22 protein-coding genes and 3 tRNA genes are annotated in these 24309 nt (G+C 29.4%); 15 read left to right on the top strand and 10 right to left on the bottom strand.

The window, feature by feature from the left end; translation table 11 throughout:
• Window positions 1–208 precede the first annotated feature (208 nt).
• The 6 genes from AVANS_RS07895 to AVANS_RS07920 are packed head-to-tail and all read right to left on the bottom strand — an operon-like array spanning window position 209 to window position 6192.
• Window positions 209–1531 (bottom strand): SH3 domain-containing C40 family peptidase, encoded by a 1323-nt coding sequence (locus AVANS_RS07895; protein ID WP_239817339.1) that lies wholly within the window; start codon window positions 1529–1531, stop codon window positions 209–211.
• A complete protein-coding gene (locus tag AVANS_RS07900) occupies window positions 1528–2805 on the bottom strand; it encodes a M99 family carboxypeptidase catalytic domain-containing protein (protein ID WP_239817340.1) in 1278 nt (425 codons plus the stop codon). Before AVANS_RS07900 ends, AVANS_RS07895 begins: the two co-directional genes overlap by 4 nt.
• Window positions 2798–3871 (bottom strand): 1-deoxy-D-xylulose-5-phosphate reductoisomerase, encoded by a 1074-nt coding sequence (locus AVANS_RS07905; protein WP_239817341.1) that lies wholly within the window; start codon window positions 3869–3871, stop codon window positions 2798–2800. The genes AVANS_RS07900 and AVANS_RS07905 overlap by 8 nt, the downstream gene beginning before the upstream one ends.
• Window positions 3868–4593, bottom strand: a complete 726-nt coding sequence (locus AVANS_RS07910) for a CDP-archaeol synthase (protein ID WP_239817342.1) — start codon at window positions 4591–4593, stop codon at window positions 3868–3870. Before AVANS_RS07910 ends, AVANS_RS07905 begins: the two co-directional genes overlap by 4 nt.
• A gap of 10 nt (window positions 4594–4603) precedes the next feature.
• Window positions 4604–4915: a hypothetical protein gene (locus AVANS_RS07915; RefSeq protein WP_239817343.1), complete on the bottom strand. Its 312-nt coding sequence runs from the start codon at window positions 4913–4915 to the stop codon at window positions 4604–4606.
• Window positions 4912–6192, bottom strand: coding sequence for an NFACT RNA binding domain-containing protein (locus tag AVANS_RS07920; RefSeq protein ID WP_239817344.1), 1281 nt, complete (start codon window positions 6190–6192; stop codon window positions 4912–4914). The genes AVANS_RS07915 and AVANS_RS07920 overlap by 4 nt, the downstream gene beginning before the upstream one ends.
• A gap of 61 nt (window positions 6193–6253) precedes the next feature.
• Here AVANS_RS07920 and AVANS_RS07925 point away from each other — a divergent pair, with 61 nt between their 5' ends.
• The 15 genes from AVANS_RS07925 to AVANS_RS07995 all read left to right on the top strand — a co-directional run bounded on the left by AVANS_RS07925 (window position 6254) and on the right by AVANS_RS07995 (window position 21028).
• Window positions 6254–7507, top strand: a complete 1254-nt coding sequence (locus AVANS_RS07925; protein ID WP_239817345.1) for a 3-isopropylmalate dehydratase large subunit — start codon at window positions 6254–6256, stop codon at window positions 7505–7507.
• A complete protein-coding gene (locus AVANS_RS07930; RefSeq protein ID WP_239817346.1) occupies window positions 7497–8078 on the top strand; it encodes a molybdenum cofactor guanylyltransferase in 582 nt (193 codons plus the stop codon). Before AVANS_RS07925 ends, AVANS_RS07930 begins: the two co-directional genes overlap by 11 nt.
• Window positions 8079–8109: 31 nt before the next feature.
• Window positions 8110–8208: transfer RNA gene (locus AVANS_RS07935), tRNA-Sec, on the top strand.
• Window positions 8209–8250: 42 nt separating this feature from the next.
• Window positions 8251–9315, top strand: a complete 1065-nt coding sequence (locus tag AVANS_RS07940) for a GGDEF domain-containing protein (RefSeq protein WP_239817347.1) — start codon at window positions 8251–8253, stop codon at window positions 9313–9315.
• Window position 9316: 1 nt separating this feature from the next.
• On the top strand, window positions 9317–10387 hold the full coding sequence (locus AVANS_RS07945) for a GGDEF domain-containing protein (RefSeq protein WP_239817348.1): 1071 nt from the start codon (window positions 9317–9319) through the stop codon (window positions 10385–10387).
• 1 nt (window position 10388) lies between these two features.
• Window positions 10389–11459 carry a GGDEF domain-containing protein gene (locus tag AVANS_RS07950; protein ID WP_239817349.1) on the top strand — a complete coding sequence of 357 codons (1071 nt, stop codon included), beginning with the start codon at window positions 10389–10391 and terminating at the stop codon, window positions 11457–11459.
• Window positions 11456–12526 (top strand): GGDEF domain-containing protein, encoded by a 1071-nt coding sequence (locus tag AVANS_RS07955; protein WP_239817350.1) that lies wholly within the window; start codon window positions 11456–11458, stop codon window positions 12524–12526. Before AVANS_RS07950 ends, AVANS_RS07955 begins: the two co-directional genes overlap by 4 nt.
• Before the next feature lie 52 nt (window positions 12527–12578).
• A tRNA-Arg gene (locus AVANS_RS07960) sits at window positions 12579–12655 on the top strand.
• A gap of 4 nt (window positions 12656–12659) precedes the next feature.
• Window positions 12660–12744 (top strand) — tRNA-Leu (locus tag AVANS_RS07965).
• A gap of 126 nt (window positions 12745–12870) precedes the next feature.
• The gene (locus AVANS_RS07970; RefSeq protein ID WP_239817351.1) at window positions 12871–14427 is read left to right on the top strand and encodes an AbgT family transporter; all 1557 of its coding nucleotides are present in this window, start codon (window positions 12871–12873) and stop codon (window positions 14425–14427) included.
• Window positions 14428–14430: 3 nt separating this feature from the next.
• On the top strand, window positions 14431–15633 hold the full coding sequence (gene pepT, locus AVANS_RS07975; protein WP_239817352.1) for a peptidase T: 1203 nt from the start codon (window positions 14431–14433) through the stop codon (window positions 15631–15633).
• An 82-nt stretch (window positions 15634–15715) separates the two neighbouring features.
• Window positions 15716–16534 (top strand): hypothetical protein, encoded by an 819-nt coding sequence (locus AVANS_RS07980; protein WP_239817353.1) that lies wholly within the window; start codon window positions 15716–15718, stop codon window positions 16532–16534.
• Window positions 16535–16974: 440 nt separating this feature from the next.
• A complete protein-coding gene (locus tag AVANS_RS07985; RefSeq protein WP_239817354.1) occupies window positions 16975–19368 on the top strand; it encodes a molybdopterin-dependent oxidoreductase in 2394 nt (797 codons plus the stop codon).
• Window positions 19369–19371: 3 nt separating this feature from the next.
• A complete protein-coding gene (locus AVANS_RS07990) occupies window positions 19372–19953 on the top strand; it encodes a hypothetical protein (RefSeq protein WP_239817355.1) in 582 nt (193 codons plus the stop codon).
• A gap of 124 nt (window positions 19954–20077) precedes the next feature.
• Window positions 20078–21028 carry a hypothetical protein gene (locus tag AVANS_RS07995; RefSeq protein ID WP_239817356.1) on the top strand — a complete coding sequence of 317 codons (951 nt, stop codon included), beginning with the start codon at window positions 20078–20080 and terminating at the stop codon, window positions 21026–21028.
• A gap of 33 nt (window positions 21029–21061) precedes the next feature.
• Here the strand turns inward: AVANS_RS07995 and AVANS_RS08000 are convergent, their stop codons facing one another.
• From AVANS_RS08000 to recA, 4 genes are read right to left on the bottom strand one after another with little or no spacing between them, the layout of a single operon-like run.
• Entirely contained in the window at window positions 21062–21814 is a 753-nt protein-coding gene (locus AVANS_RS08000; RefSeq protein ID WP_239817357.1) for a UDP-N-acetylmuramate dehydrogenase, read from the bottom strand.
• Window positions 21804–22073 carry a hypothetical protein gene (locus AVANS_RS08005; RefSeq protein ID WP_239817358.1) on the bottom strand — a complete coding sequence of 90 codons (270 nt, stop codon included), beginning with the start codon at window positions 22071–22073 and terminating at the stop codon, window positions 21804–21806. The genes AVANS_RS08000 and AVANS_RS08005 overlap by 11 nt, the downstream gene beginning before the upstream one ends.
• Entirely contained in the window at window positions 22073–23278 is a 1206-nt protein-coding gene (gene eno / locus AVANS_RS08010; RefSeq protein WP_239817359.1) for a phosphopyruvate hydratase, read from the bottom strand. The genes AVANS_RS08005 and eno overlap by 1 nt, the downstream gene beginning before the upstream one ends.
• Window positions 23256–24287: a recombinase RecA gene (gene recA, locus AVANS_RS08015; RefSeq protein WP_239818550.1), complete on the bottom strand. Its 1032-nt coding sequence runs from the start codon at window positions 24285–24287 to the stop codon at window positions 23256–23258. The genes eno and recA overlap by 23 nt, the downstream gene beginning before the upstream one ends.
• Between the last annotated feature and the right edge of the window lie 22 nt (window positions 24288–24309).

The raw sequence follows: 24309 nt of genomic DNA on the forward strand, positions 1-24309 counted from the left end.
GATGGAGTTTTAAATATCATAAAAATTACAAAAAAGTATTACTTAAAGTTACAAGTTATTAAAATAATACAAATAGTTACAAATTAGTTTAAAAATCATTTGATAAAAACCAAAGAATTTGAAATAGGAATTTGCTTTTAACTTATTTAAAAGAAGTTTAAATTCCTAATTCAAATTCTTTAGAATTTTAGCCCTAAATTAAGATAAATCATTCTTCTATGTAGCTAATCTCATCTATAAAAAGATTTCTAATGCCATAAATTTTACTTAATATAACATCGCTATTTTTAACGCTTTTTAGATTGCTTCCTGCATCTATTGTAGTGATTGCAACTTTGCCTACAACGATTCTGCTTTCTTTACCGCTATTATAATTTTTAATACCCCATAGATTATGCAAGATATACATTTTATCATTAAACTCACCAAGATATAAAACAATATGACCTTTAAGGGCTAGCAAACTTGCAAAAGGAATTGCGTGTGTTTTTATGTATTTATATTTTTCTTTATTGTTTAATTTGCCTATATTTATGAAATTTGACCTATTTAAATAGTCTTTTTGCATTATTTGATCTTGCGAATTTCTTTTTAAATATATACCAAAACTTCCAAAAACATCTTTTAAAAACGCCGAGCAATCTCTATTACCATTCATTCCGCCCCAGCCATAATTTTGACCTATTAATTCATTAGCAATATTTTTTAAATCCTTGCTTGAAAAACTTGAACCTAGCTTAAAAAAATCTTCTTTATTAACCTTAATTTCTACTAATTTTGCTTGATTATTTATGCCTTTTTTAAATGCTTTTATAGTGTAATAATTAGCACTTTCTTTACTAAGTGCTAAGAGCATTCCTATTCTTGCGTATTCAACAAAATCATTATTTTTATCAATTAAAGGGATTTTGTCTTTTTTAGGGCTTATGTAATCTTGTGAGCTTTTTAAAGCATTTAAATCATCATCACTAATAAAAGCGATATTTTTATCTTCAACAAAGCCAACTATAAAACTATTATAAATAAAACTCCAACCAAAATCTTTGCTAAAATGACTAATCTTAACAGGCGTATAAGCATAAATGAAAGAATTTTGTAAATAATCAAACGGATAGCCTTCGCCTGCAAGATTTGGATTTTTAAATCTTGGCTTTTTAGTTGGCAATAGCCTTACATTGCTTGAATGTATGATGATTGCGTTTTTAAAAACCGAATTCAAATTCTTAAAATCAGCATTGTTAATTAACTGCTTTAAAAACTCTTTATCATAAGGCTGATAATTTTCTGAATATGATTTTTCGTTTAGCAAATTATTTGCAAATTCGTTCATATTAATATTAGCCTTCTCATCGCTCCACGCACTAAAAAAGTTATTTAAATAATCATCTTTTAGCTTAGCAGAAATATCATCATTAATATAAAAATCCTTGCTCTCATAATCGCTTAAATCTTGCGATGGCAAGATAAAATCATCATTATAAGCACAAGATGAAAAGAATAAAATAAAAAGAAAAAATATATAATTTTTCATATAAACTTAACTAATATTGCTCCTATAAATTTGTTTTCTTCATAAGCTTCAATTCTATAAATCTTTGCTGCTTTATCTACCGAATACTGCTTTTGCATATTTTTAAGCTCAAGCTTTATATTATCTTCACTGCCCTTACCATTAAAACCTATGATATTAATTCTTACATTTTCTTGTTTTTTTACTAAAAAGTCTTTTTTTACTTCAATTAATTTAGCAAATTCCGTGCTTATTTCTTTTCCATCTACGACTAAATCTAATTTATTTATAATATCGCTATATTCAACATTTTTTTCTAAATATAATTTAGTTTGAAATCTGTTTCCATACTGCACTACATAACCATTATCATTTTTACTTTTAAAAATAGCTGTTAATTCATTACTTGCTTTGTAATTAAAAGGTAGCTTTATAGGAACGAAATTTATTCTATCTCTTGGCTTTTGCAAACTTAATAAAAAGCGATTTTCTAAATTAATTAAAATCGGTTTTTCAATTGCATTTCTTACTTCTTTTGGATTTAGCTCAAAACTACGCTCAAACTCAATTCCGGCAGCTTCTAAATAGCTTTCAATCGCAAGTAAATGATAATAAACTCTTTCATGGGTTAAAAGATTTTTACTAGCTTCATTTGCATAAGCTGCTTTTCCTTGAGTAATAGCATAATAAGTAAGGCTTTTTAGCATTTCTTCATCGCCTTTTGCTGTGTTTGTATTTTTTAAATGATAGCTGTGAAGTTTATGAAGTAGTTTTTTATTTATACTCTCACATGCCTTATCAGCAATTTCATTTAAATTACCATATTTAGCATCTATTACTTCTTGATCTATTATGCAAGAATTTCCCCATTTTTTAGGGTTTTTATCTTTGTTTATATAATGTGGAGAATAATAGCCACTACCATCATGAAGATTTATGATTAGCTTTATTTCTGGCATTGTGATTATTTTTTTGATTAATGCAACGGTGTAATAATCAGGATCATTTTCGCTAAGTTCAGCAAATTTGCGATTTAAGTCTCCAAATTCTCCACGACTTCTAGCAATAATAGAATCAAATGCTAGATTTGGCACTACAATTACTTTTCCTTTTTTAATTTTATAATCAGTTAAAAGCAAGCTTGCAGCATGAAATCCCCCTGGCTCATCTCCTTGTATTCCACCAAAGATTAAAACCGTATTATCACAAACCTTATCGCACTCTCCAAGAGTATTTATAGTAAAATTAAGTGCAAATAAATTTATACTTAAAAAGACTAAAAAAATCCTAAGCATTCACAAACTCTCTTGTTAATTTATCTAAGCTAAATACATCATCAATAGTATTTATTTTAGCGTCGCTAAATTTATCAAGAGCTTTAAATACTGCATTGCTAATATCATAGAATTTACATTCATCTTTTAAATATTTATAAACAAATTCTTCATTAGCAGCATTTATAATCACTCCTAAATCAGGATTATTCAATAAATCATTTTTTAGTTTAAAAATAGGATATTTGTTAGGATTTATTTCAAAAAATTCTAATTTTCCTAATTTTAAAATATCAATATATTCACAAGCTTGAAATTCACTTTCTCCTAAAAGCGCATTTGCAATGCTAAGCTTCATATCAGGCACGCTAAAATAAGCACTCATAGCACCATTTACACTTTCACAAAATGCGTGAATGTTTGAGCTTGGCTCAATTATTGCATCTAATTCTATATTTGGATATAAATGTTTAGCTTCTACTAATTCATAAAGCTTATTTGTCATTGTTGCACTATCAATAGTAATTTTTGCTCCCATATCCCAATTAGGATGCTTTAAGGCTTCATTTGCTTTTAGATTTGCAACTTCGTTATATTTAAAAAACGCTCCACCACTAGCTGTAATAGTAAGCTTTTTAGGGTGTTTTACACCCCTTAGAAGCGCTGCTAATGCACTATGTTCGCTATCAATAGGAGAAATACTAAGACAATCTAAAAACTTACCAGCTACAACCAAGCTTTCTTTATTTGCTAGGAATAATTTTTTATCTAATTCTTGAGTTTTTAAAGATATTTTTAGCCCCGCAAAGCCTACAATTGCATTAATAATTCCATCACTTTTTAAATCTTCCATAACAAATAAAGCATCTTTGATTGAATATTTATTAGAATGATTTACCTTATCTAATATCTCATCACTTGCTAAAACTATTTTTGGATTAAACATTTTTATTTGTTCGTTTAATAATTCATAGTTTTTATAAGCACTTATACATTCAAGCTTAATATCTGCTTGTTTGATGATTTTTAAGGCATTTACTCCGATTGAGCCTGTTGAGCCAAAAAGACTTACGATTTCTGGTTTCATAATATCACCACCATTATAATACTTGCAAAAATTAAAGCATCAACTCTATCTAAAACCCCACCATGACCAGGGAAAAGCTCTCCACTATCTTTTACTCCTGCAAGGCGTTTTAAGTAGCTTTCAAATAAATCGCCAAACACAGCAAAAAATGCCATTAAAAATGTAACAAATAAGCTTTCTAAAACTCCTAAATTAATCACAAAATATGAATAAATTGAAGAAACAATAGTGCTAATTAAAACCCCACCTACAACACCTTCTAAGGTCTTTTTAGGAGAGCTTGGGCTAAAGCTAGTTTTTCCATATTTTTTACCTACAAAATATGCAAAACTATCACATAATACAACACTTAAAAGTAATAATATAAAACCACTTAATCCAAATCTTAAGTAACATTCAAATATAAACGCAATCCCTAAACTAGCATATAAAAAAGGCAAAAGTGCTTTTAAATCTTTTTGCTTATACGCTATGTAAGATGCAAAAACAATAATTGCAAATATCATTGACATTACAGGCGTTTGAGTAAATATACTCATTATTAAACCAAAAGCTAAAACCAAATAATTAGCTTCAGTTTTAAATAATTTACAAGCTTCTAAATAACCAATAACACTAGCTAATAAAAACACAATTAGCCATAAATAATATGAATTTATAGCAAGAAAAATTATTGCAAAAATTGCAAAAATTAAACCTGTTTTTACTTTTTCATTAAGCATTTAAACTCCTTTAAACCAACTTATCAAATATTTTATTTTCTTTAATTTCTTCTTCGCAATCTTCATCTTCTTCTATTTCTATGCCAAAAAAATTAGCTTTTTTATGCTCTTTTTTAGGGCGTTCTTGAAAAGATTTTTCTTCATCTAAATCAGTGCTAGTTTTTGCACTTTCGCTACTTTCTTCTATCACTTTTACTTCAGGAGTAACCAAAGTTATTTGCTCATCTGCAAACATTTTTGCGTTATGTTTTGCTAGATTATCAATTGCTACGCCTTGATTTTGATTTATATAATTTATATTTCCTATACCACTAACACTCATAAAAAAACCTTTATAGTATCGTAATTAACGTAATTTACGTAAGCTTTTTCAATAATTTTTACATTTGCTCTTTTTGTAAAATCTACTAAAAAATTACCATCTTTTTTACCTGAATAACAAGCACAAAGACTTGCTGCATGATAAATTAAGTCTATATCGTAATTTTTTTTGTTACTTGAGATTATTACATGTGAGCCTTTTAAATCCTTTAAATGAAACCACAAATCATCTTTTTTGCTATTTTTTAGCAAATATTCATTTGCGTTTTCGTTAAGCCCAACACTTATTTTATAATCATTTACATAAAAATTAAGAACATTTGGATTTTGCTCGCTTTTGCCTTTTTTATTTTGCTTAGCAAAAAGTGAGCGTAAAAATACCTCATCTTTAGTGCAAATTATTGCTTGAAGTTGATTTTGCAAAATCTCTATTTTTTCATTTAAATTATCTTTTTCTATGCTTATATTTTTTGCTTTTTGGCTTAATTTTTTAGCGTTTTTATAAATATTATTTAGCTCATATCTAGCTGAATTTATTAAATTGTATTTGTAAATTCCTATTTCAAATTCTCTTTCGTAATCTTTGATTTTATATAGATTTTCTTTTAAAGCATCGCCTTTTGCGTATTCGTATTTTGCTTTTTGCTCTAAAATCTCTTCATCTTCTAAAGAAGAAATTAATATTTGTAATTTTTCTATTTTTTTATTTATTTCTAAGATTTTTTGAGCTTTTAGTGAGTTTAATTTCTCATTTTGAAGTTTATTAAAAATATTTGCAAAATATTCTTGAAAATCAATAATTTTTATATTTTTTTCAGTGATTTTTGTGGGTTCTAAATCAATATAAGGCTCATTTTGTAAAATGTCTCTAAGATTATTTTTACCATATCTTAAAGCACTTATTATGTTTCTTTTATCATCTAAAATTAGTGCATTTGTAAATTTGCCAGAAAACTCAAGCACCAAATAAAACTCTAATCTTTTATAAGCATGTGCTAAAGCTAGTTTAAATTCTAAAATTCTATTATTAGTAGGTACATTTATATCTAAAATAGCAGCATTAAAAAGCATTTTTTTAAGCTGTAAATCAAAGGGGCTATTATAGTCTTTAGCATATAAGTTACCACTATAAATCGCACTTTTGCCTTTTGTTAAATCAAAATATAATTTTTCTTTAAACTCAATACATAAACAATTATCATTAATTCTATAAGCACGATTTATTTTTTTATACTGCTTTAAATAGTCCTTAATTTGCACTAAATCATAATAATTCATTTTTAATCCTTTTTTTAATTTTAACGGCTAAAATTAATAAAACTAGAAAAAAGGGAAAATTATGACTTTAACAGAACAAATATTTGCTCATCACATAGGTCGTGATGTAAAAGCAGGAGAAATAATTGATTGTCCGATTGATATGGTAATAGGAAACGATATTACAACTCCAATTTCAATCAAACAATTTAAAAAGAGTGGTGCTACAAAATTAGCTAATCCTGACGGCTTTGCAATAGTGCTAGATCACTACATTCCTGCTAAAGACATCTTAAGTGCAAATCAAGCAAAAATTAGTAGAGATTTTGCAAAAGAACATAATTTAAAATATCTTTTTGATGAAAAAAATATGGGAATAGAGCACGCACTTTTACCTGAAAATGGACTTATTAGCCCAGGCGATGTAATAATCGGAGCGGATTCTCATACCTGTACACATGGAGCTTTAGGAGCATTTGCTACTGGAATGGGAAGTACTGATTTAGCATACGCAATGATAACTGGTAAAAACTGGTTTAAAGTGCCAAGTGCAATTAAAGTGCAATTTCGTGGGAAATTAAAGCCTTGGGTATATGGAAAAGACTTAATATTAGAAATTATTAGAATTTTAGGCGTTGATGGAGCGCTTTATAAGTCATTAGAGTTTTTTGGGATTGAAGAGCTTGATATGGATAGCCGCTTTAGCTTATGCAATATGGCTATTGAAGCAGGTGCAAAGAATGGAATATGTGCTGTTGATGATACTACAAGAGAGTTTTTAAAATCAGTTCCGTTAAAAAGAAAGGGTGTAGAGTTTAGCCATTTACCTAATGCTGTTTATGAAAGAGTAATTGAAATTGATTTAGATAAACTTGATCCTGTGGTAGCTTACCCATTCTTACCAAGTAATGGAAAAAGTATCAAACAAGCTGTAAGTGAAAAGGTAAAAATTGATCAAGCATTTGTTGGATCTTGTACAAATGGAAGGCTAAATGATTTAAGAATTGCAGCAAATATTTTAAAAGGTAAAAAAGTTCATAGTGATGTTAGAATGATTATAACTCCAGCAACAACCAAAATTGCTTTACAAGCTCAAAAAGAAGGCTTAATGGATATATTTGCTGAAGCTGGTGCTGTTGTTAGTAATCCAACTTGCGGTGCATGTCTTGGTGGATATATGGGGATTTTAGCTGATGGTGAGCGTTGTATATCTACTACAAATAGAAATTTCGTAGGTCGTATGGGCGCAAGAACTTCTGAAGTTTATCTTGCAAATAGTGCAATAGCAGCTGCAAGTGCAATCAAAGGCTATATCTGTTCTCCTGATGAACTTTAAAAATAGTGTTTGCCTAATTTTAGGCGGTGGAAAATCAAGCCGAATGGGACAAGATAAGGCTAACTTACGCTTTAATTATAAAAAGCGTGAAATTAGCCTAATTAATTATTTATATGAAAAACTAAATCCTTTGTTTAATGAAATTTATTTTTGTGCTAAAACTAAGCCAAATGATTTAAAATGTAAGTTCTTAAAAGATAAATATGAATACTTTCATCCTATCAATGGTTTAAAGACTTTTGCAAAAAATGAAATTCCTAATTCAAATTCCGTTTTTGTAATCGCAGTAGATTTTGTAAATATTAAAAAAAGTGCTATAAAAAGGCTTTATTATAAGCATAAAAAACACAAAACTTCAGTGGTTGCAAAAAGCATTAAAACTCACTTTTTGTGTGGATTTTATAAAAAAAGTGATTTTATATATTTAAACGAATTTAATGAAAATTGCAAAATAAAGGATTTTTTTAATAAAACTAAGGCTAATACTTTAAGCTTTAAAAATGATGAAACTTTTTTAAATATGAATACAAAAGATGATTTTAAAAAGTTCTTAAAAAGTAATAAATATTAAACAAAATATGGTATAAATAAGCCTTTTTTCGTGGAGAGTTTGGCCTACTGGTGTAGCCCTAAGACTTCAAATCTTGTGGTGGGATAGTTGACTATTCTGCGGGGGGTTCGATTCCCTCACTCTCTAGCCAGTGTAGTATATAGTTAAATTTAAGAATTTAAAGTAGGAAAAATTGAGTAAAGTAAGAATTGTTAATAATTTTGAATACATAATCAAAGCTACAGTAATAATAATATGCCTTGTGCATGTTATATATATGATTAGCTTTAGCTTGACAGGTCTTTATTTTTTATTACCTGTTGTTACTGCTCAATTATTTATTTCAATAATAGTTGCTTATTTTGTATTTTGTAAAAATAAAGGAATAGGATTAGCAGTATTTTACGCTCATTTTGATATTTTATTTTCTTGTTGTTATTGCACTTTTATGCTTGGTTGGGGATATGGCTTTACTATGATTATAGTACTTTTACTATCCTTAGCATACTTACAAAATTTTAATACTTTTTTAGTTCCAATAGGTATTTGTTTAGTTGAAGCTACTGCGTTTTTTGTTATGTTATATCTTACAAAAGATACGCCAAACTATCCAAATCCTTTTATGCCTTATATAAATATTGCAAACTTTTTATTCATGGTAGTAACTCTACTTGCTTATATCTGGCTAAACGATAGAGAAAATTCAAAGATAATCAAACAGCTAGACGATAGAAAAGAATATCTACAATATAAAGCAGAAAACGATTATCTAACAACTCTTTTAAATCGTCGTGCGATGAATGATATTTTAGATGAGAAATTAGAGAATTTAAAAGAGAAAACAATCAATTCTTTATCGGTTGCAATAGGTGATTTGGATAACTTCAAGCATTTAAATGATACTTATGGCCATAATTTTGGAGATTTAGTATTAAAAAAAGTTTCACAAGTATTTAAAAAAGAATACGATTTAAATCCAAATATTTTCGTAGCTCGTTGGGGTGGAGAAGAATTTTTAATTTTATTTATTGATTATTCCTATGATGAAACTTATGCTTTATTAGAAAATATTAGAAAAATAATAGAAAAATTAGAAATAAAAGATGAATTAAATAGCACAAATGTAAGTATTTCCATGGGATTTAGCTATTCAAACAATGTTTATAATAAAGATTTATTGATTACAAAAGCAGATTCAGCACTATATATAGCTAAAGATTCGGGTAAAAATAGAGTAAAATCGGTAAAGTTAGGTTAATATGAATAGTATCTTAAGTAGCGAAGACATCGTAATTGCAAGCAAAATAGGAAAATATATACTAGCAATATTTTCTCTTTTATATTTAACATTATCTGCATTTTTTGCTTACACAGGACATACATTTCCTATGTATATCAATTTATTTTTGGCATTTATATATATATGCTTTTTTATAAGACAAAAAACAATAGGATTAAATAGTATCGCGTATGTAGTTCATTGTGTATGTGTTATATATTCAGTATTTATGGTCTATTATTTTGGTTGGAGCTTTGGAGCACAATATTATCTAATTCCTTGCATAGCCTTTTGTTATGTAGGAAAATTTGATAATAAGATTACAATTTATTCAATAGCTATTTTAGAGAGTATTATTTTTGAATTACTATATTTTTTCATGGAAGTTCAACATTTTTCATTATCTAATGAACTCGTTATATATGGCAAAAATATAAATGGAGTTTTTTATATCATACATAGTTTTGTAGCTTGTGTTACAATAATTTTGGTAATGTATTTTGTAAAAGTTAAAGCCTATAAAACAATAGAATTAAAAGAAAATATAAATGAAGCATTAAGCATAAACGCATCAACTGATCCTTTAACGTATTTATTAAATCGTTGGGCTTTTATGGAAAAAGTCCATTTGATTAAATATAAAAAACCTTTTCATTTTGCAATCATTGATATAGATTTTTTTAAAAAAGTAAATGATACCTACGGACATAGCGTAGGAGATGAAGTATTAAGAGTAACTGCTAGCTGTATTAAAATAAATTTTAGTAAATACACAGATATGATAGCTAGATGGGGCGGAGAAGAGTTTTTAATATTTGCATTAGGTTGCTCTAACGAAGAATTTTATGAAGCTTGCAACAAATTTAGACTTGATTTAAATAATTCTAAATTTTGCGGTGGTGATTTTAAGGTGAGTGCAAGTATAGGATGTTTGCATATAGACAATGATTTTTCTTATGTTGATTTTGACAAATATATTAAAGAAGTAGATGATTTATTATATAAAGCAAAAAATTCTGGAAGAAATAGAATAGTATCAAAAAGCACTTAACATGAATGACATTAGAAAAATAGACAATATTAAGCAAATCGTTAAAATTACAATGATTTTGCTTACACTAACACATACAACTTATGGAACTATCTTTTACTTTTTAAATATTCATGTAATGGCTAAAGTAAAAATTATTGAAGCTTTAATTGCTTTAATATTTACGATAATTACTTTTAGATTTGATAAATTTCATAATATTGCAGTTTATTTTACACATCTTTCAATTTTAATATCATGCTCAATTTGCACTTATATATTAGGTCAAGGGTATGGATTTTTAATAGTTATGATGACAATACTATCACTTGGATATATTCATGATTTTAGAAACTCAAGATACCCTTTTATTATAGGTGCTTTTGAAGTAATACTAGTATTAGTTGTTTTATGTGTAACTAAAGATATTCCTAATTATGAAAGTGAATATAAGACATTTTTTTATGTTTTTAATGTTGTTAATATGGCTTTAGTTGTTATATTTTATTCAAGCTATACAAATAGTATAGATGAAAACGAAGCAAGAAATCTTGAAAAAGAAAATCTTAAATTACAAAATAAAGCTGATTATGATTATTTAACTAGTATTTTAAATCGTCGTGCAATGAATGAGATACTAAAAACTTATCATAGTTATTTTCAAAAAGATCAAATCCGTTCAATGGCTATTGTCTTAGGTGATATTGATAATTTTAAAAGCCTAAATGATGAGTGCGGACACAATTTTGGAGATATTGTTTTAAAAAATACAGCAAAAATAATTAAAGACAAATTAGCAAAAAAACAATCTCATTATGTTTCAAGATGGGGTGGAGAAGAGTTTTTAATATTTATAACAGGTTCTGGAATAGATGAGTGTGAAGAATTAATTGATGATATAAGAAATGAATTTTCTAATTTTACACATAAAGATGGCTACAATGCTAGGAAAACCACAATTACATTTGGAATATGCTATTCTTTAAGAGTTGAGAGTATTGATTATATGCTATCACAGGCAGATAATGCACTATATCAAGGCAAAAAAAGTGGTAAAAATAAAGTAGAAACCATAGTTTTAGGACAAATATGATTAATTTTTTAAAAAGAAAAGAAGAGCTGATTAAAGTATTACAAGTAGAAAGAATTATAAAAGCTCTTTTAGTGTTTAATTTAGTTTATGCTTTAATTATGCTAATTAATGATATACCTTACTTATTTTTATCATATTTTATGCTATCAGGATTGTTTTTAATATCCTTAGTTTTTGTCAAAAGCAATAATTTTAACGCTTGTGTAGCTGTTGTCTTTTTTGCTGCTGTTGTATTTTCATCAAGTTCTATTTATTATCTTGGGTGGGGATATGGATTTGAATATTATATTTTACCTATGATTACTTATTGCTATATAGGAATTTATTCAAAAAGATGGATAATTTATATAATTGCAACTCTATCTTTAGCATACTATTTAACTATGTATTATTTATTTTGTGTAGAAAATTATTCCTTGGAAGTTCCACTTCATCTATTTAAAGATAATGCTAAATTTGTATTTAAATGTATTAATGCCTTTGTAGTATGTTCTATTTTCATACTAGTATCAAATGTTCTAAGAAAACAAATATATATTGAATTAGAAAATAGACAAAGCTTAAATAAAAAGCTAGATAAAAGTGCTAATTTTGATTATCTTACAAAGCTTATGAACAGATGGTGTTTTCTTGATAACATAGAAGACTTGGTTATTACTGATAAAGTTGGCATAGCTTTAATTGATATAGATTTTTTCAAAAAAGTAAATGATACTTATGGACATAGTATAGGTGATGAAGTATTAAAAAATTGCGCAAACCTTATGAAAAAACATTTTGGAGAACATACGGAATTAATTTGTAGATGGGGTGGAGAAGAATTTTTAGTATTAGCCTACAATGTATCAGAATATGATTTTGAAAATACTTGTGAAAACTTTAGGGCAGAATACGGAAATTCTATATTTTCAGTTGAAGGGCTTAAATCAAGTGTTAGCATAGGTTTTGTCTATGTAGAGAGCAGTTTTGCAAGCAATATTTTAGATGAATATATTACAAAAGTTGATAAATGCTTATACGAAGCAAAAAATACAGGAAGAAATAAAATTATTAAAAACATAATATAATTTAAGCAAAAATTAATTTTATTAAGATAATATACAGCTTTTATTTTTAGATGCGTTCATAGCTCAGCTGGATAGAGCAACGGCCTTCTAAGCCGTAGGTCAGAGGTTCGAATCCTCTTGGGCGTACCACTTAGCGGATGTGGTGAAATTGGCAGACACGCCAGACTTAGGATCTGGTGCAGCAATGCGTGGAGGTTCAAGTCCTCTCATCCGCACCACTTCTAATTCCGATTTCAAATTCTGTTACCAAAAGTTACAATTTAACATAAAATTAACATTATTTTTTGCATAAAACTAGAAAATATAGTAACATTGAAGCTTTTATTTTCTTAAAAGGAGCTTTAATGGTAGAAAACCAACAAATTAAGCGAAATGGATTTGAAAAAATCTTACACAAAATTGAAGTATTAGGAAACAAATTACCTGATATTACAATTTTATTTTTAATTGCATTTTTTATTGTAATGCTTTTAAGTTTTGCTTTAAGCTTTATTGATTTTTCTTATGTTCACCCAGTAAGTCACGAAAAAATCGTAGTGAAAAATATGTTTGAAATGCATAATTTAACTGAACTTATCGTAAGATTAGGCGTTAACTTTATAACATTTCCTGCTTTACAATTAGTTTTAGTTGCAACTTTGGGTGTAAGTATTGCCGAAGGAAGTGGGTATATTAGAGCTTTACTTATCAAAATGATAGGAATTGTTCCAAAAAATATCGTTGTTCCTGTTGTTATTATTATTTCTATAATTTGCCACATAGTTTCTGATAGTGCTTATGTATTCTTAATGCCAATTGCAGCTGCTATGTATTATAGTGCGGGTCGTCATCCAATAGCTGGAATTACAACTTCATTTGCTGCTTTAGCAGGCGGATTTAGTGCTTGTTATATTCCAAGTGTTGTTGATCCACTAATGCAAGAATTCACTCAAAAAGCTGCAAGAACGATTGATCCTAGCATTGATATAAATGTTTTATGTAATTATTTTTTAAGTATTTTTTCAACCTTTAGTGTAATTGCTGCATGTTGGTTTGTAAGTAGCAAAATAATTGAGCCTATGCTTAATAAAACTATGCCTATTGATAGTGATTGCAAAATTGCACATTTAGAAAACGAAAAGCTTACAAGTATTGAAAACAAAGCTTATTGGGGTGCAACTTTAACATTTATATTTATGGCTGTTGTTTTATTTGCTGTATCTATTCCAGAAAACTCAGTTATGCGTGGAAGCAACGGCTCACTTACTAGTGCTGATGCTGCTTTAATGAAAGCTATTGTTCCTTTAGTATTCTTGTTCTTAGCAATTCCTGGCTATGTATATGGAAAAATAAGTGGCTCAATCAAAACTTCAAGCGATTTATCAAAAATGGCTGCAAGTAGCTTAAATACTCTAACAACATTTATAGTATTTTGTTTTGTTTGTGGGCAATTTTTATATGTATTTAATACATCAAACCTTTCAACATTATTGGCAATTTCAGGTGCTGAATTATTAAAGAGTATGAATATGCCTTCAGTTTTCACCGTTTTAGGGGTTATTATATTTACAAGCTTTTTAAATATATTTGTTACATCGGCAACTTCAAAATGGGCAATTTTGAGCGTAATTTTCGTTCCTATGCTAATGCTTTTAGGAATTAGTCCAGAGCTTACTCAAGCAGCATATAGAACAAGCGATAGTGCGGTAAACGTTATGACACCGATGTTTCCATTCTATCCATTAGTTATAAGCTATTGCCAAAAATACTACAAAAAAACCGGAGTTGGAACGCTAAGCTCATTAATGCTACCTTTTGGTATCGCGTTATGGATTGCACTTGTAGGAAGCTTATTTATTTTCTGGGCTTTAGGTATTCCATTAGGATTTGAATCTACATATACTTATGATTTTAAAGGCTAAGTTATGTTAGTTGAAGATTTTTTAAGATATGTAAAAATTTCGTCGCAAAGTGATGCTAGTAAGAGTAATACTCCTACTAGCCAAGGTCAATTAGAGCTTGCAAAGGTATTAAAAAGCGAATTAGAAAGCTTAGGACTTAGTGAGATAAAGCTTAATGATAATGGCATTTTAACAGCTCTTTTAGAAGGTGATAAAAGTAAAACTAGCTTAGGCTTTGTAGCTCACCTTGATACTATTGATGTAGGACTTAGCCCTGTTGTAAAGCCACAAATATTAAAATTTGAAGGCAAGGATTTAGACTTAGGAAATGCTATCTTAGAAGTTAGCAAACGCCCTGAGATTAAGCAATACTTAAACGAAGATATAATTTTTAGCGATGGCTCATCTGTTTTAGGTGCTGATAACAAGGCTGCAATTGCTGTTATAATGAACCTTGTAAAAACTCTTAAAACAAGCGAAATAAATCATCCTGATATTTTCTTAGCTTTTGTTCCTGATGAAGAAATAGGACTTTTAGGCTCAAAACAGCTTAATTTAGATGATTTTAGAACAACTCATCCTTATACGATTGATTGCTGCGAAATTGGAGAACTAATGTATGAGACATTTAATGCTGCTAGCGCAAAGCTTAATATCGTTGGGGTATCAGCTCATCCTATGAATGCCTATAAGGTTATGTTAAATCCAACCTTGTTAGCAAATGAGTTTATAAATCTTTTTGATAGATTACAAACTCCTGAAAATACAAAAGATAAAGAAGGCTATATTTGGATAAACGAAATGCATTCAAATCAAAATGAAGCTAATGTATATTTAAATATTCGTGATCATGATAGAGCGAAATTTGAAGAAAAAAAATCTTATATAAAAACTTGCGTTGAATTTATGCAAAATAAATACAAAAAAGCAAGCTTTACATTAGAAATGAGCGATACTTATTACAACCTAAAAGATGCTTTAAATGATAACAATAAAGATAGTTTAGATAAATTATACGAAGCTTTTAAAATGTCAAATGTAAAAGCAAAAACAATTGCAATGCGTGGTGGAACAGATGGAAGTGCTTTAAGTATTAAAGGGCTTTTTACTCCGAATTTTTTCACAGGAGCGCATAATTTTCATTCAAGATTTGAATTTTTACCTGTAAAATCACTTGAAAAATCTTACGAAGTAGCATTAAACCTAGTAAAGCTGTATTCAAAATAAGAATTTGAAATAGGAATTTAAACCCTATTTCAACTTCAATCACTCACATAAATTATAAATATTTATACATAAAGGAGTTTTAATGAGATATATAGTTTTTTTAATAATGGTATTAAATAGTTTATTTGCTACAAATTATAATGAATACTACACTATGCTAAAAAACGAAAACAGATTTAGCGATGAGATGATAAAAGGAGTTGTTAGCCATTATAAGGATTATGGCAAAGATTATAAAGATATAGTTGAGTATGCAAAAGCAGTTCAAGATGATGTAATGAAAATGCATAGATTATCAGAAAAAGATAGAAAGGATGAAAATTTTTATAAGCATTATAGAATTGATATAGATGTATATTCTAATTATGCAAAGGATTTAAAAGAGAAAGCTTATAAAAGAGAAAAATTAGAAGACTTTAACGATTTTGTTTATCATAGGGGTAGTAGGCTTTATGATGATTTAAAATCAGAATTACAAAGCTATTATGCAGTATTAAATGCTAGTAATATAAAAAACTCTTGGTTAGATAATTACAAAAAAGATTATAACAAGGCTTTAAAGATGAATTCAAGCTATGATGAAATAGTATTTAATATCTTTATAAAATCTCATTTTAACGAATATGAATTAAGTAAAAATGCAAAAAATGAAATAACAGCAACGGACAAAGCCTTAGGACTTAGTGCAAATGTAGGCGATATAGAAAGCTTTAATTACTACACCTTAAAGGCATTTGTTTTAAACTATCTAGCGAGTATTTTAGGGCTTATAATAGGCATAATTCTATGCGTAAAATATAAGAATAAGGCATTAGTATATATAAGCCCTTTAATGCTATTCGCTTTAGGCTTAGTGATTGATTATTTTGTAATCGGAATAAAATTACTTAAATATGTGTAAAAACCTAGCAAAACACGGCTAATTTGCTAGGGTTAGGTGAATTGCTTTAAGCTTATGCTAAGCCGTGCTTCACTATAATTTAATTAAGGTTTTTAAAAGTAGTGCTTTGCTAGAACTTTCTTAAGGTTCTAAGTAAAGCTATGATTAAAACGATTAGAACAATAGTTTCTCCCATATTACCACCTTTCCACCCTAACAGCCTAAGGCAAAAAGCAAATAACATTATAAATTAATTTTTATTAAAAAGATTTTAAATAAATATTTATTCTAATAAACAAAATAAAACTATAAAAATTCTAAAATATTTTTTTAATATAACAAACACTTCCTAATTCCTATTTCAAATTCTATTATTCCAAATCAGATAAAAATAACCTTTTAACTTACTTATAACGTAAGTTAATTAAAATGTTCCCTTATTATTTTACAAAGGAGAAATTATGGCAATTTCAAGAAGAACTTTTCTTAAAGGTTCAGCAGTTGCAGCAGGTGCAATCTCTAGCCATATGAGTGCTGCTACAAACTTTTATGATATTAAAAAAATCCCACACGCTACACATTTTGGTGCATTTACCGCAGATGTAAATAGCGAAGGACAAGTAATCAACCTTACTCCACACGAAAGCGACAAAAATCCAAGCGTAATTACAAAAGCTATTATTGATAGAACATATTCTGATACAAGAATTAAATATCCTTGCGTTAGAAAAAGCTTCTTAGAAGGTAAAAATCGCCCAGATTTAAGAGGTCGTGAGCCTTTCGTTCGTGTAACTTGGGAAAAAGCACTTGACTTGCTTTATAAAAAATTAAAAGAAACAAAACCTGAAAATATCTTCAACGCTAGTTATGGTGGTTGGGGTCATGTTGGCTTACTACACAACTGCAACGCAGTAGCAGGTAGATTTTTTAACACCGTTTTAGGCGGAGCAATAGGCACTGATGGCGAATATAGTAACGGAGCAGCTGGTAGAGTAAATACTGCTATCGCAGGTGATTTGGAAGTTTATAGCCTACAAACAAACTATGAGCAAATGATTAAAAATTGCGAAGTTTATGTAATGTGGGGTTGCGATATTTATAAAGACAATCAAATAGATTATAAAGTAGCAAATCGTGAAAACGATGAGTGGCTTAAAAAATACGCAGCATCAAATATTAAGTTCATAAACATTGACCCACAATACACAAAAGCTGCAGAAATCACAAAAGCAGAATGGATAAAAATCGTTCCAAATACTGACGTAGCAATGATTTTAGGAATGTGCCATTATCTATATAAGAGCGGAAAATATGATAAAGATTTCATAGCAAAATATACAGATGGATTTGATAAGTTTTTACCATATTTATTAGGAAAAACTGATGGTGTTGAAAAAACTCCTGAATGGGCTGCAAAAATTTGCGGTATTGATGCAGCAAAAATCAAAGAACTTTGTAATTTATTCGTTAGCAAAAGAACATTCCTAGCAGGTAACTGGGCAAATCAAAGAGCACATCATGGAGAACAAGCTGACTGGGCTATCATAACTCTTGCTTGCATGATAGGACAAGTTGGACTTGCTGGTGGTGGATTTGGATTTTCTATGCATTATTGCTCAGCTGGTGGAGCATTTAGTGGTGCATTACTTCCTGTTGGTCTTCCACAAGGAAAAAATAATATTAATATAAATATTCCTGCAAGCCGTGTAAGTGAAGCGATTTTAAATCCAAATAAAACTATTAATTTTAAAGGTAAAACTTTCACATATCCAGATATTAAAATGTTCTATGTTGCAGGTGCAAGCGTTTTAGGACATCACCCAAATACAAATGAATTAATTTATGCTTTAAGAAAGCTTGATACCGTAGTAGTTCATGAACCATGGTGGACTCCGATGGCAAAAATGGCTGATATAGTAATCCCTGCTACAACTACACTTGAGCGTGATGATATAAGCTTTGGTGGTTCATACTCACAAGATTGGGTTTATGCTATGAAAAAAGTAATCGAGCCTGTATATGAAAGCCGCAATGATTACGATGTATTCTACGAATTAGCAAAGAGATTTGGCGAAAGAGAATTAGCTAAGTTTAGCGGTGGTAAAAAAGATCATTTAGAATGGATTAGAAGCTTTTATGAAAAAAGCGATTGTATAAATGAAATGGAATTTGATGAGTTCTGGGAAAAAGGCTCACTTCACTTTAAAGCTCCAAAAGAAGCTTACGAATATGTTCGCCACGCTGATTTTAGAAAAGATCCAGTAAATAACAAACTAGCAACAGAAAGTGGAAAATTCCAAATCTATTCACAAAAATTTGCTGATTATAACCTACCTGATTTCAAAGGTCATGTAACTTGGTTTGAACCAGCTGAGTATTTAGGAAATAAAGATTTAAGCAAAAAATTCCCATTCCACTTACTAAGCCCACACCCAAGATATAGAATCCACTCTCAACTTGATAACACTTGGATAAGAGATTTATACAAAATCCAAGGTCGTGAGCCAGTAGTAATTAACACAGAAGATGCTAAAAAACTTGGTATTAAACACGGAGAAGTTGTAGAAGTTTATAACAATCGTGGAAGATTACTTGCAGGTGCTTATGTAAGCGATAATATTAGAAGTGGCGTTATAGCTATTCAAGAAGGTGCTTGGTATGATCCAGAAGATGACAAAGACAACGCAAGATGTAATCAAGGCCATGTGAATGTACTAACATCTTCAAGACCAACTTCGCAAATGGCACAAGCAACAAGCGTAAATACATGCTTAGTAGCTATTAAAAAACTTGATGCTAACGAAGTGGTAAAACCATATAAAAACATAACACCACCAACTATTATAGGAGCGTAAAAAATGAAAAAAATTATAGGACTTAGTTTAGCAGCTGCATCATTATTTGCTTACCAACCTGATTATAAGCAAATATTTTTACCAACTCCTGCAAAAATGGAAGCAGTAAAGCAAGTTTTTGCAAAAGATGTAAGATTTATCTTAGATGAAAAAGTAGCAATGCTAGATGATAATAAAAAAGAAATAGGAACAATTTTTGAAGGCACTCAAGTAAAATTACTAGAAACTAAAGGCGATTTAAGTAAGGTTAGCGTTGCGGGTGAAGTTGTAGGAGATAAATTAGCTTTTAGTAAAGATGGAGAATTTATTTACCTAGTTAGCAAAAGTGCTAAGCCTGAAATGAGCTTTTGGGTAAAATCTAGCTCTTTAACAAGCGATAAAGATGCAGCATTTGAAGGCGTTGAAGTATTTTATTATGATTCATGCACGAGTTGTCACGCAGCTCATGCTCCTAGCGAACACGCACTTGATGAGTGGGACGCATATTTAGGTGCAATGCAAATGAACGCAAAAATCACTGACGAGCAAAAAGATAGAATATTACGCTACATGCAAGCACATTCAAGTAACGGTGCATTTAAATAAAACTTATAGGAATTTCTTTTGAAATTCCTATTTCAAATTCTTGTGAATTTTAAAAGAATTTGAAATAGGAATTAAGATTTTTGTAATATGTCCGATTTAAAGCAATAAGCATTAAGGAAATTTTATGAAAATAGACATCTCGCAAGTAAAAAACACTCCAATAGCTAACAAAAGCGATATAAAAAGCAAAGAATTAAGCACTGATGAAACAAATAAATTAAATGCAAGTATTACTTCAAATTCTTTTAGCTTTAAGACAAATAAAGAACAAGATTACAATGTATTTTTTAGACTTGATAAAGATAATATCGGAGTAAAACTTAGCGAAAGCAATATAAATAGATTAAAAGACTTTTTTAGTGAAGATAATTTTATTAATACTAATAAAGGCATTATTTTAGATAAAGATGCAGCAAGTTTTGTAGCTGGTTGGTTTGCTGATGTAGCGTATAAAAGAAACTACCTTGCAGCTGATAAAGATAACGATGGAGAAATTACGGCTTATGAAGCTTGGGATTTATTTGATTTAGTCAATGTAAATTATGAAGTAGCACAAGATAAAAATAAAGAATATTTTTTAAAGGCAACAAATATAGATGAAACTTATGTTTCAAATAGAACAGCAAATAGTATTGAAGGCAAATCTGATTTAAGTAAAGCATTAGATATTGTGATAAATTGGGACAAAGACTTAGATGGTAAGGTAACAGCAAGTGAGTATTGGAACACTGATAAGGATTATTTAGATGAGTTTGGGATTGCATACTATGAAGATAATCAGCCTTTTATGAGTATTCCTAGAGTTAATATCTTAGCAAGTATAGAAAAATTAAAAGAAAAAGAATTAAAAGAAATAAAAAAAATAACAACCTTAGAGAAATTAAACACTCAAGGTCAAGATGCGCTTAATGATGATGAAAAGAAACTCTTAAAAGATTTTTCTATAAATCTTAATATAAGCGAAGATAAATTAAAGGATTTAATTAGTAGCGATAAATTAAAAGATTTTATATCTTATACAAAAGACTTTATAAATGAACTTAGCGAAATAAAATTGCTTGATATAAAAGTCTAATTCCGATTTTAAGAATTTGAAATAGGAATTAGCTTAATCTAAAATAATAACTTCACATTCAAGCAATATATTAAAATGCTTATATACCTCATCTTTTGCTAAATTTATAAGATAATTTGCATCGTTAAAACTTGCTTTATTAAAATTGATTAAAAAGTTTGCATGTATTTCGCTAATTTTTGCTCCGCCTTTAATCTTGCCTTTAAGTCCAGCCTTATCAATCAACGCACCAGCACTAAAACCACTTGGATTTTTAAAAATACTGCCAAAACTAAAGCCCTTTGGCTGATTTGCTCTCATTTTGCTAAATTGCTCTACTAATTCTTGCTTAAAACCTTTTTCAAGCTTTAGCCTGATTGCATAAATTGTGCCTTTAATATCACTGCTTCTATATGAAAAATTCGGCATTATCCATTCATTATCAACATTTACTTCTAAAATGTAGTTTTTAATCTCAGTTTCTTTCATACCAGCATTCATTTTTGTAATACCACCCATTTGACCTGGTAAATGCGATAAAAACTCCAAACCTGTGAAATCATTTTTCTTACAATAATTAAAAATCTTATATGAGTTTGTCTTAGCTCCGATTTCTAAATAATCCTTGCAATCTTTTATATAATCAAAACAATCATCTAAAATCGCTAAGTTTTTTGGCTTATTTATTAGCAAATTACTTGCATTGCCTATCACAAAACAATCGGTTTTTACTCTTTCATTTAGCACTTTTACTTCACAAGCGTCGCCTATTCTTACGCTTGAATATTTTGAAAAATCAATTATCATAATCGCCTTGAATGCTTAGTAATTCAAAATAATCTTTTTGTAATTGTGCGTTAGTTTTGTTTAATTCGTGTATTTGATATTTTAATTTTTCTATTCTAGTATCAAGCACCATTATTGTCTCTATTGATGATTTAGAAAACAAAATCGTAAAAAGTCCAAAAAATACAATAATTACATAAAGGGCAATTTCTAAAATGCCCTTTGTAAAAATCCTAAATTTAGACTTTTTATAATTATTATTTTCTAATAATTCTTGCATTAAAACCCTGCTTCAATTTCTAATAATCTATTATATTTTGCAGTTCTTTCGCCTCTTGCAGGTGCTCCTGTTTTAATATACTTACAACACATTGCAAAATCTGCTATGAAATTATCTTCGCTCTCGCCACTTCTATGACTCATTATAGCGTTATAATTATTTGCACGAGCTAGTTTTATCGCATCAATTGTTTGAGAGATTGTGCCTATTTGATTTGGCTTAATTAATATTGCATTTGCCATACCTTCATCAATGCCTTTTTGAAGTAATTTCACATTAGTAACAAATAAATCATCTCCTACTAATTGAGTTCTTGAACCTATTTTCTTAGTTAGATTAATCCAGCCATCATAATCTTGCTCAGCAAGTGCATCTTCAATACTTAAAATAGGATATTTTAAGAGTTTTTCATACTCGTTTATCATCTCATCACTGCTTAGTTTTTTGCCTTCATAAGAATAAAAACCATCGCTATAAAGCTCACTTGCAGCCACATCTAAAGCTAGATTTATCTTACCACTAAATCCTGCTTTATTAATAGCTTCAAGTAATAATTCAATAGCTTCTTCATTGCTATTTAGATTTGGAGCAAAGCCACCTTCATCTCCTAGTGCTGTGCTTAAGCCTTTTTTCTTTAAAATATCTTTTAAAGTATGATATGTAATTGCACTTGCGAATAATTTTTCTTTAAATGTATCAAAGCCTGTTGGAAGTAGCATAAACTCTTGAATGTCTATATTATTATCTGCATGAGCTCCGCCGTTTAATACATTTAGCATAGGGGTTGGAAGATTTGTAAATTCTCCACATAAATATCTATAAAGTGGCAAATTGCAAGCATTAGCAGCTGCTTTTGCAACTGCCATTGATACTCCTAATACCGCATTTGCACCTAAGCTTGAATAATTATTAGTCCCATCAACAGCTAATAAATGCTCATCTATTTCTCTTTGATTTAACACATTTTTACCGATAATTCCAGCACCAACATGTTTTGCATTATTTACTGCTTTACTTACGCTTTTACCGAAAAAATAACTACCGCCATCTCTTAATTCTAAAGCTTCATTAATCCCAGTACTAGCCCCACTTGGAACTATTGCTTCACCACATATTCCGTTTTCTAAAACAACTTTTACTTTAACGCTAGGATTACCCCTACTATCTAGCACCTCAAGCGCATCAATCTTCGCTACTTTCACCAAAATCTCCTTCTAATGTAATATCATCACCTATGCTTGCTTTAATTTTTTCTGCAATTTCATTTGCTATTTCTTTGTTTTCTTTTAAGAATATCTTAGCGTTTTCTCTACCTTGACCTAACTTGCTTCCACCATAGCTAAGCCAAGCACCGCTTTTATCAATAATATCAAGCTTAATTCCATAATCAATTAGCTCACCCTCATAGCTAATTCCTTCGCCAAACATGATATCAAATTCCGCTGTTTTAAATGGAGGCGCAACCTTGTTTTTAACAATCTTAGCTTTAGTTCTATTTCCGATAGGCTCTTCACCTTGTTTTAATGTAGCTACTTTTCTAATATCAATTCTAACACTAGCATAAAACTTAAGTGCATTTCCACCTGTTGTAGTTTCTGGACTTCCGTAACCCATTTGACCGATTTTCATACGAATTTGGTTTATGAAAATTACCATTGAATTCATCTTGCTAACAACTGAAGTAAGCTTTCTTAAAGCTTGGCTCATTAATCTTGCTTGAAGACCTACATGAGTATCGCCCATCTCTCCATCAATTTCAGCCTTAGGAGTAAGTGCTGCAACGCTATCGACTATTATTAATTCAACTGCACCACTACTTGCTAAACGCTCTACAATCTCAAGCGCTTCTTCACCGCAACTTGGTTGGCTTACTAATAAATCATCAATATTTACACCTAGATTTTTTGCATAAACAGGATCAAGTGCGTGTTCAGCATCAATAAAAGCACACGTGCAACCCATTTTCTGAGCTGATGCAACTATTTGAAGAGTTAGAGTTGTTTTACCACTACTTTCAGGTCCATAGATTTCAATTATTCTTCCTTTTGGAACTCCACCAATTCCTAAAGCCATATCAAGCCCAAGCGAACCTGTGCTAATTGGCTCAGCCTTTACGATAGGCTTATCACCAAATCTAACAATAGCACCTTCTCCACAAGCTTTATTAATGCCTTTAAGTGCGGCTTCTAGGGCTTTTGCTTTATCATCAATTATTGTTGTTTCTTTTGCTTTTGCC

Source organism: Campylobacter sp. RM5004 (genome assembly GCF_022369455.1).
GTDB lineage: Bacteria > Campylobacterota > Campylobacteria > Campylobacterales > Campylobacteraceae > Campylobacter_E.

Bases quoted from the DNA above. Each gene is read 5' to 3' on its own strand.
- AVANS_RS07920 (WP_239817344.1), bottom strand. From the start codon at position 6,192: ATGAATTATTATGATTTAGTGCAAATTAAGGACTATTTAAAGCAGTAT.
- AVANS_RS07895 (WP_239817339.1), bottom strand. From the start codon at position 1,531: ATGAAAAATTATATATTTTTTCTTTTTATTTTATTCTTTTCATCTTGT.
- AVANS_RS07905 (WP_239817341.1), bottom strand. From the start codon at position 3,871: ATGAAACCAGAAATCGTAAGTCTTTTTGGCTCAACAGGCTCAATCGGA.
- AVANS_RS07900 (WP_239817340.1), bottom strand. From the start codon at position 2,805: ATGCTTAGGATTTTTTTAGTCTTTTTAAGTATAAATTTATTTGCACTT.
- AVANS_RS07915 (WP_239817343.1), bottom strand. From the start codon at position 4,915: ATGAGTGTTAGTGGTATAGGAAATATAAATTATATAAATCAAAATCAA.
- AVANS_RS07980 (WP_239817353.1), top strand. From the start codon at position 15,716: ATGAGATATATAGTTTTTTTAATAATGGTATTAAATAGTTTATTTGCT.
- AVANS_RS07985 (WP_239817354.1), top strand. From the start codon at position 16,975: ATGGCAATTTCAAGAAGAACTTTTCTTAAAGGTTCAGCAGTTGCAGCA.
- AVANS_RS07930 (WP_239817346.1), top strand. From the start codon at position 7,497: ATGAACTTTAAAAATAGTGTTTGCCTAATTTTAGGCGGTGGAAAATCA.
- AVANS_RS07990 (WP_239817355.1), top strand. From the start codon at position 19,372: ATGAAAAAAATTATAGGACTTAGTTTAGCAGCTGCATCATTATTTGCT.
- AVANS_RS07910 (WP_239817342.1), bottom strand. From the start codon at position 4,593: ATGCTTAATGAAAAAGTAAAAACAGGTTTAATTTTTGCAATTTTTGCA.
- AVANS_RS07995 (WP_239817356.1), top strand. From the start codon at position 20,078: ATGAAAATAGACATCTCGCAAGTAAAAAACACTCCAATAGCTAACAAA.
- AVANS_RS07955 (WP_239817350.1), top strand. From the start codon at position 11,456: ATGATTAATTTTTTAAAAAGAAAAGAAGAGCTGATTAAAGTATTACAA.
- AVANS_RS07925 (WP_239817345.1), top strand. From the start codon at position 6,254: ATGACTTTAACAGAACAAATATTTGCTCATCACATAGGTCGTGATGTA.
- AVANS_RS08005 (WP_239817358.1), bottom strand. From the start codon at position 22,073: ATGCAAGAATTATTAGAAAATAATAATTATAAAAAGTCTAAATTTAGG.
- pepT (WP_239817352.1), top strand. From the start codon at position 14,431: ATGTTAGTTGAAGATTTTTTAAGATATGTAAAAATTTCGTCGCAAAGT.
- AVANS_RS07945 (WP_239817348.1), top strand. From the start codon at position 9,317: ATGAATAGTATCTTAAGTAGCGAAGACATCGTAATTGCAAGCAAAATA.
- AVANS_RS08000 (WP_239817357.1), bottom strand. From the start codon at position 21,814: ATGATAATTGATTTTTCAAAATATTCAAGCGTAAGAATAGGCGACGCT.
- AVANS_RS07950 (WP_239817349.1), top strand. From the start codon at position 10,389: ATGAATGACATTAGAAAAATAGACAATATTAAGCAAATCGTTAAAATT.
- AVANS_RS07970 (WP_239817351.1), top strand. From the start codon at position 12,871: ATGGTAGAAAACCAACAAATTAAGCGAAATGGATTTGAAAAAATCTTA.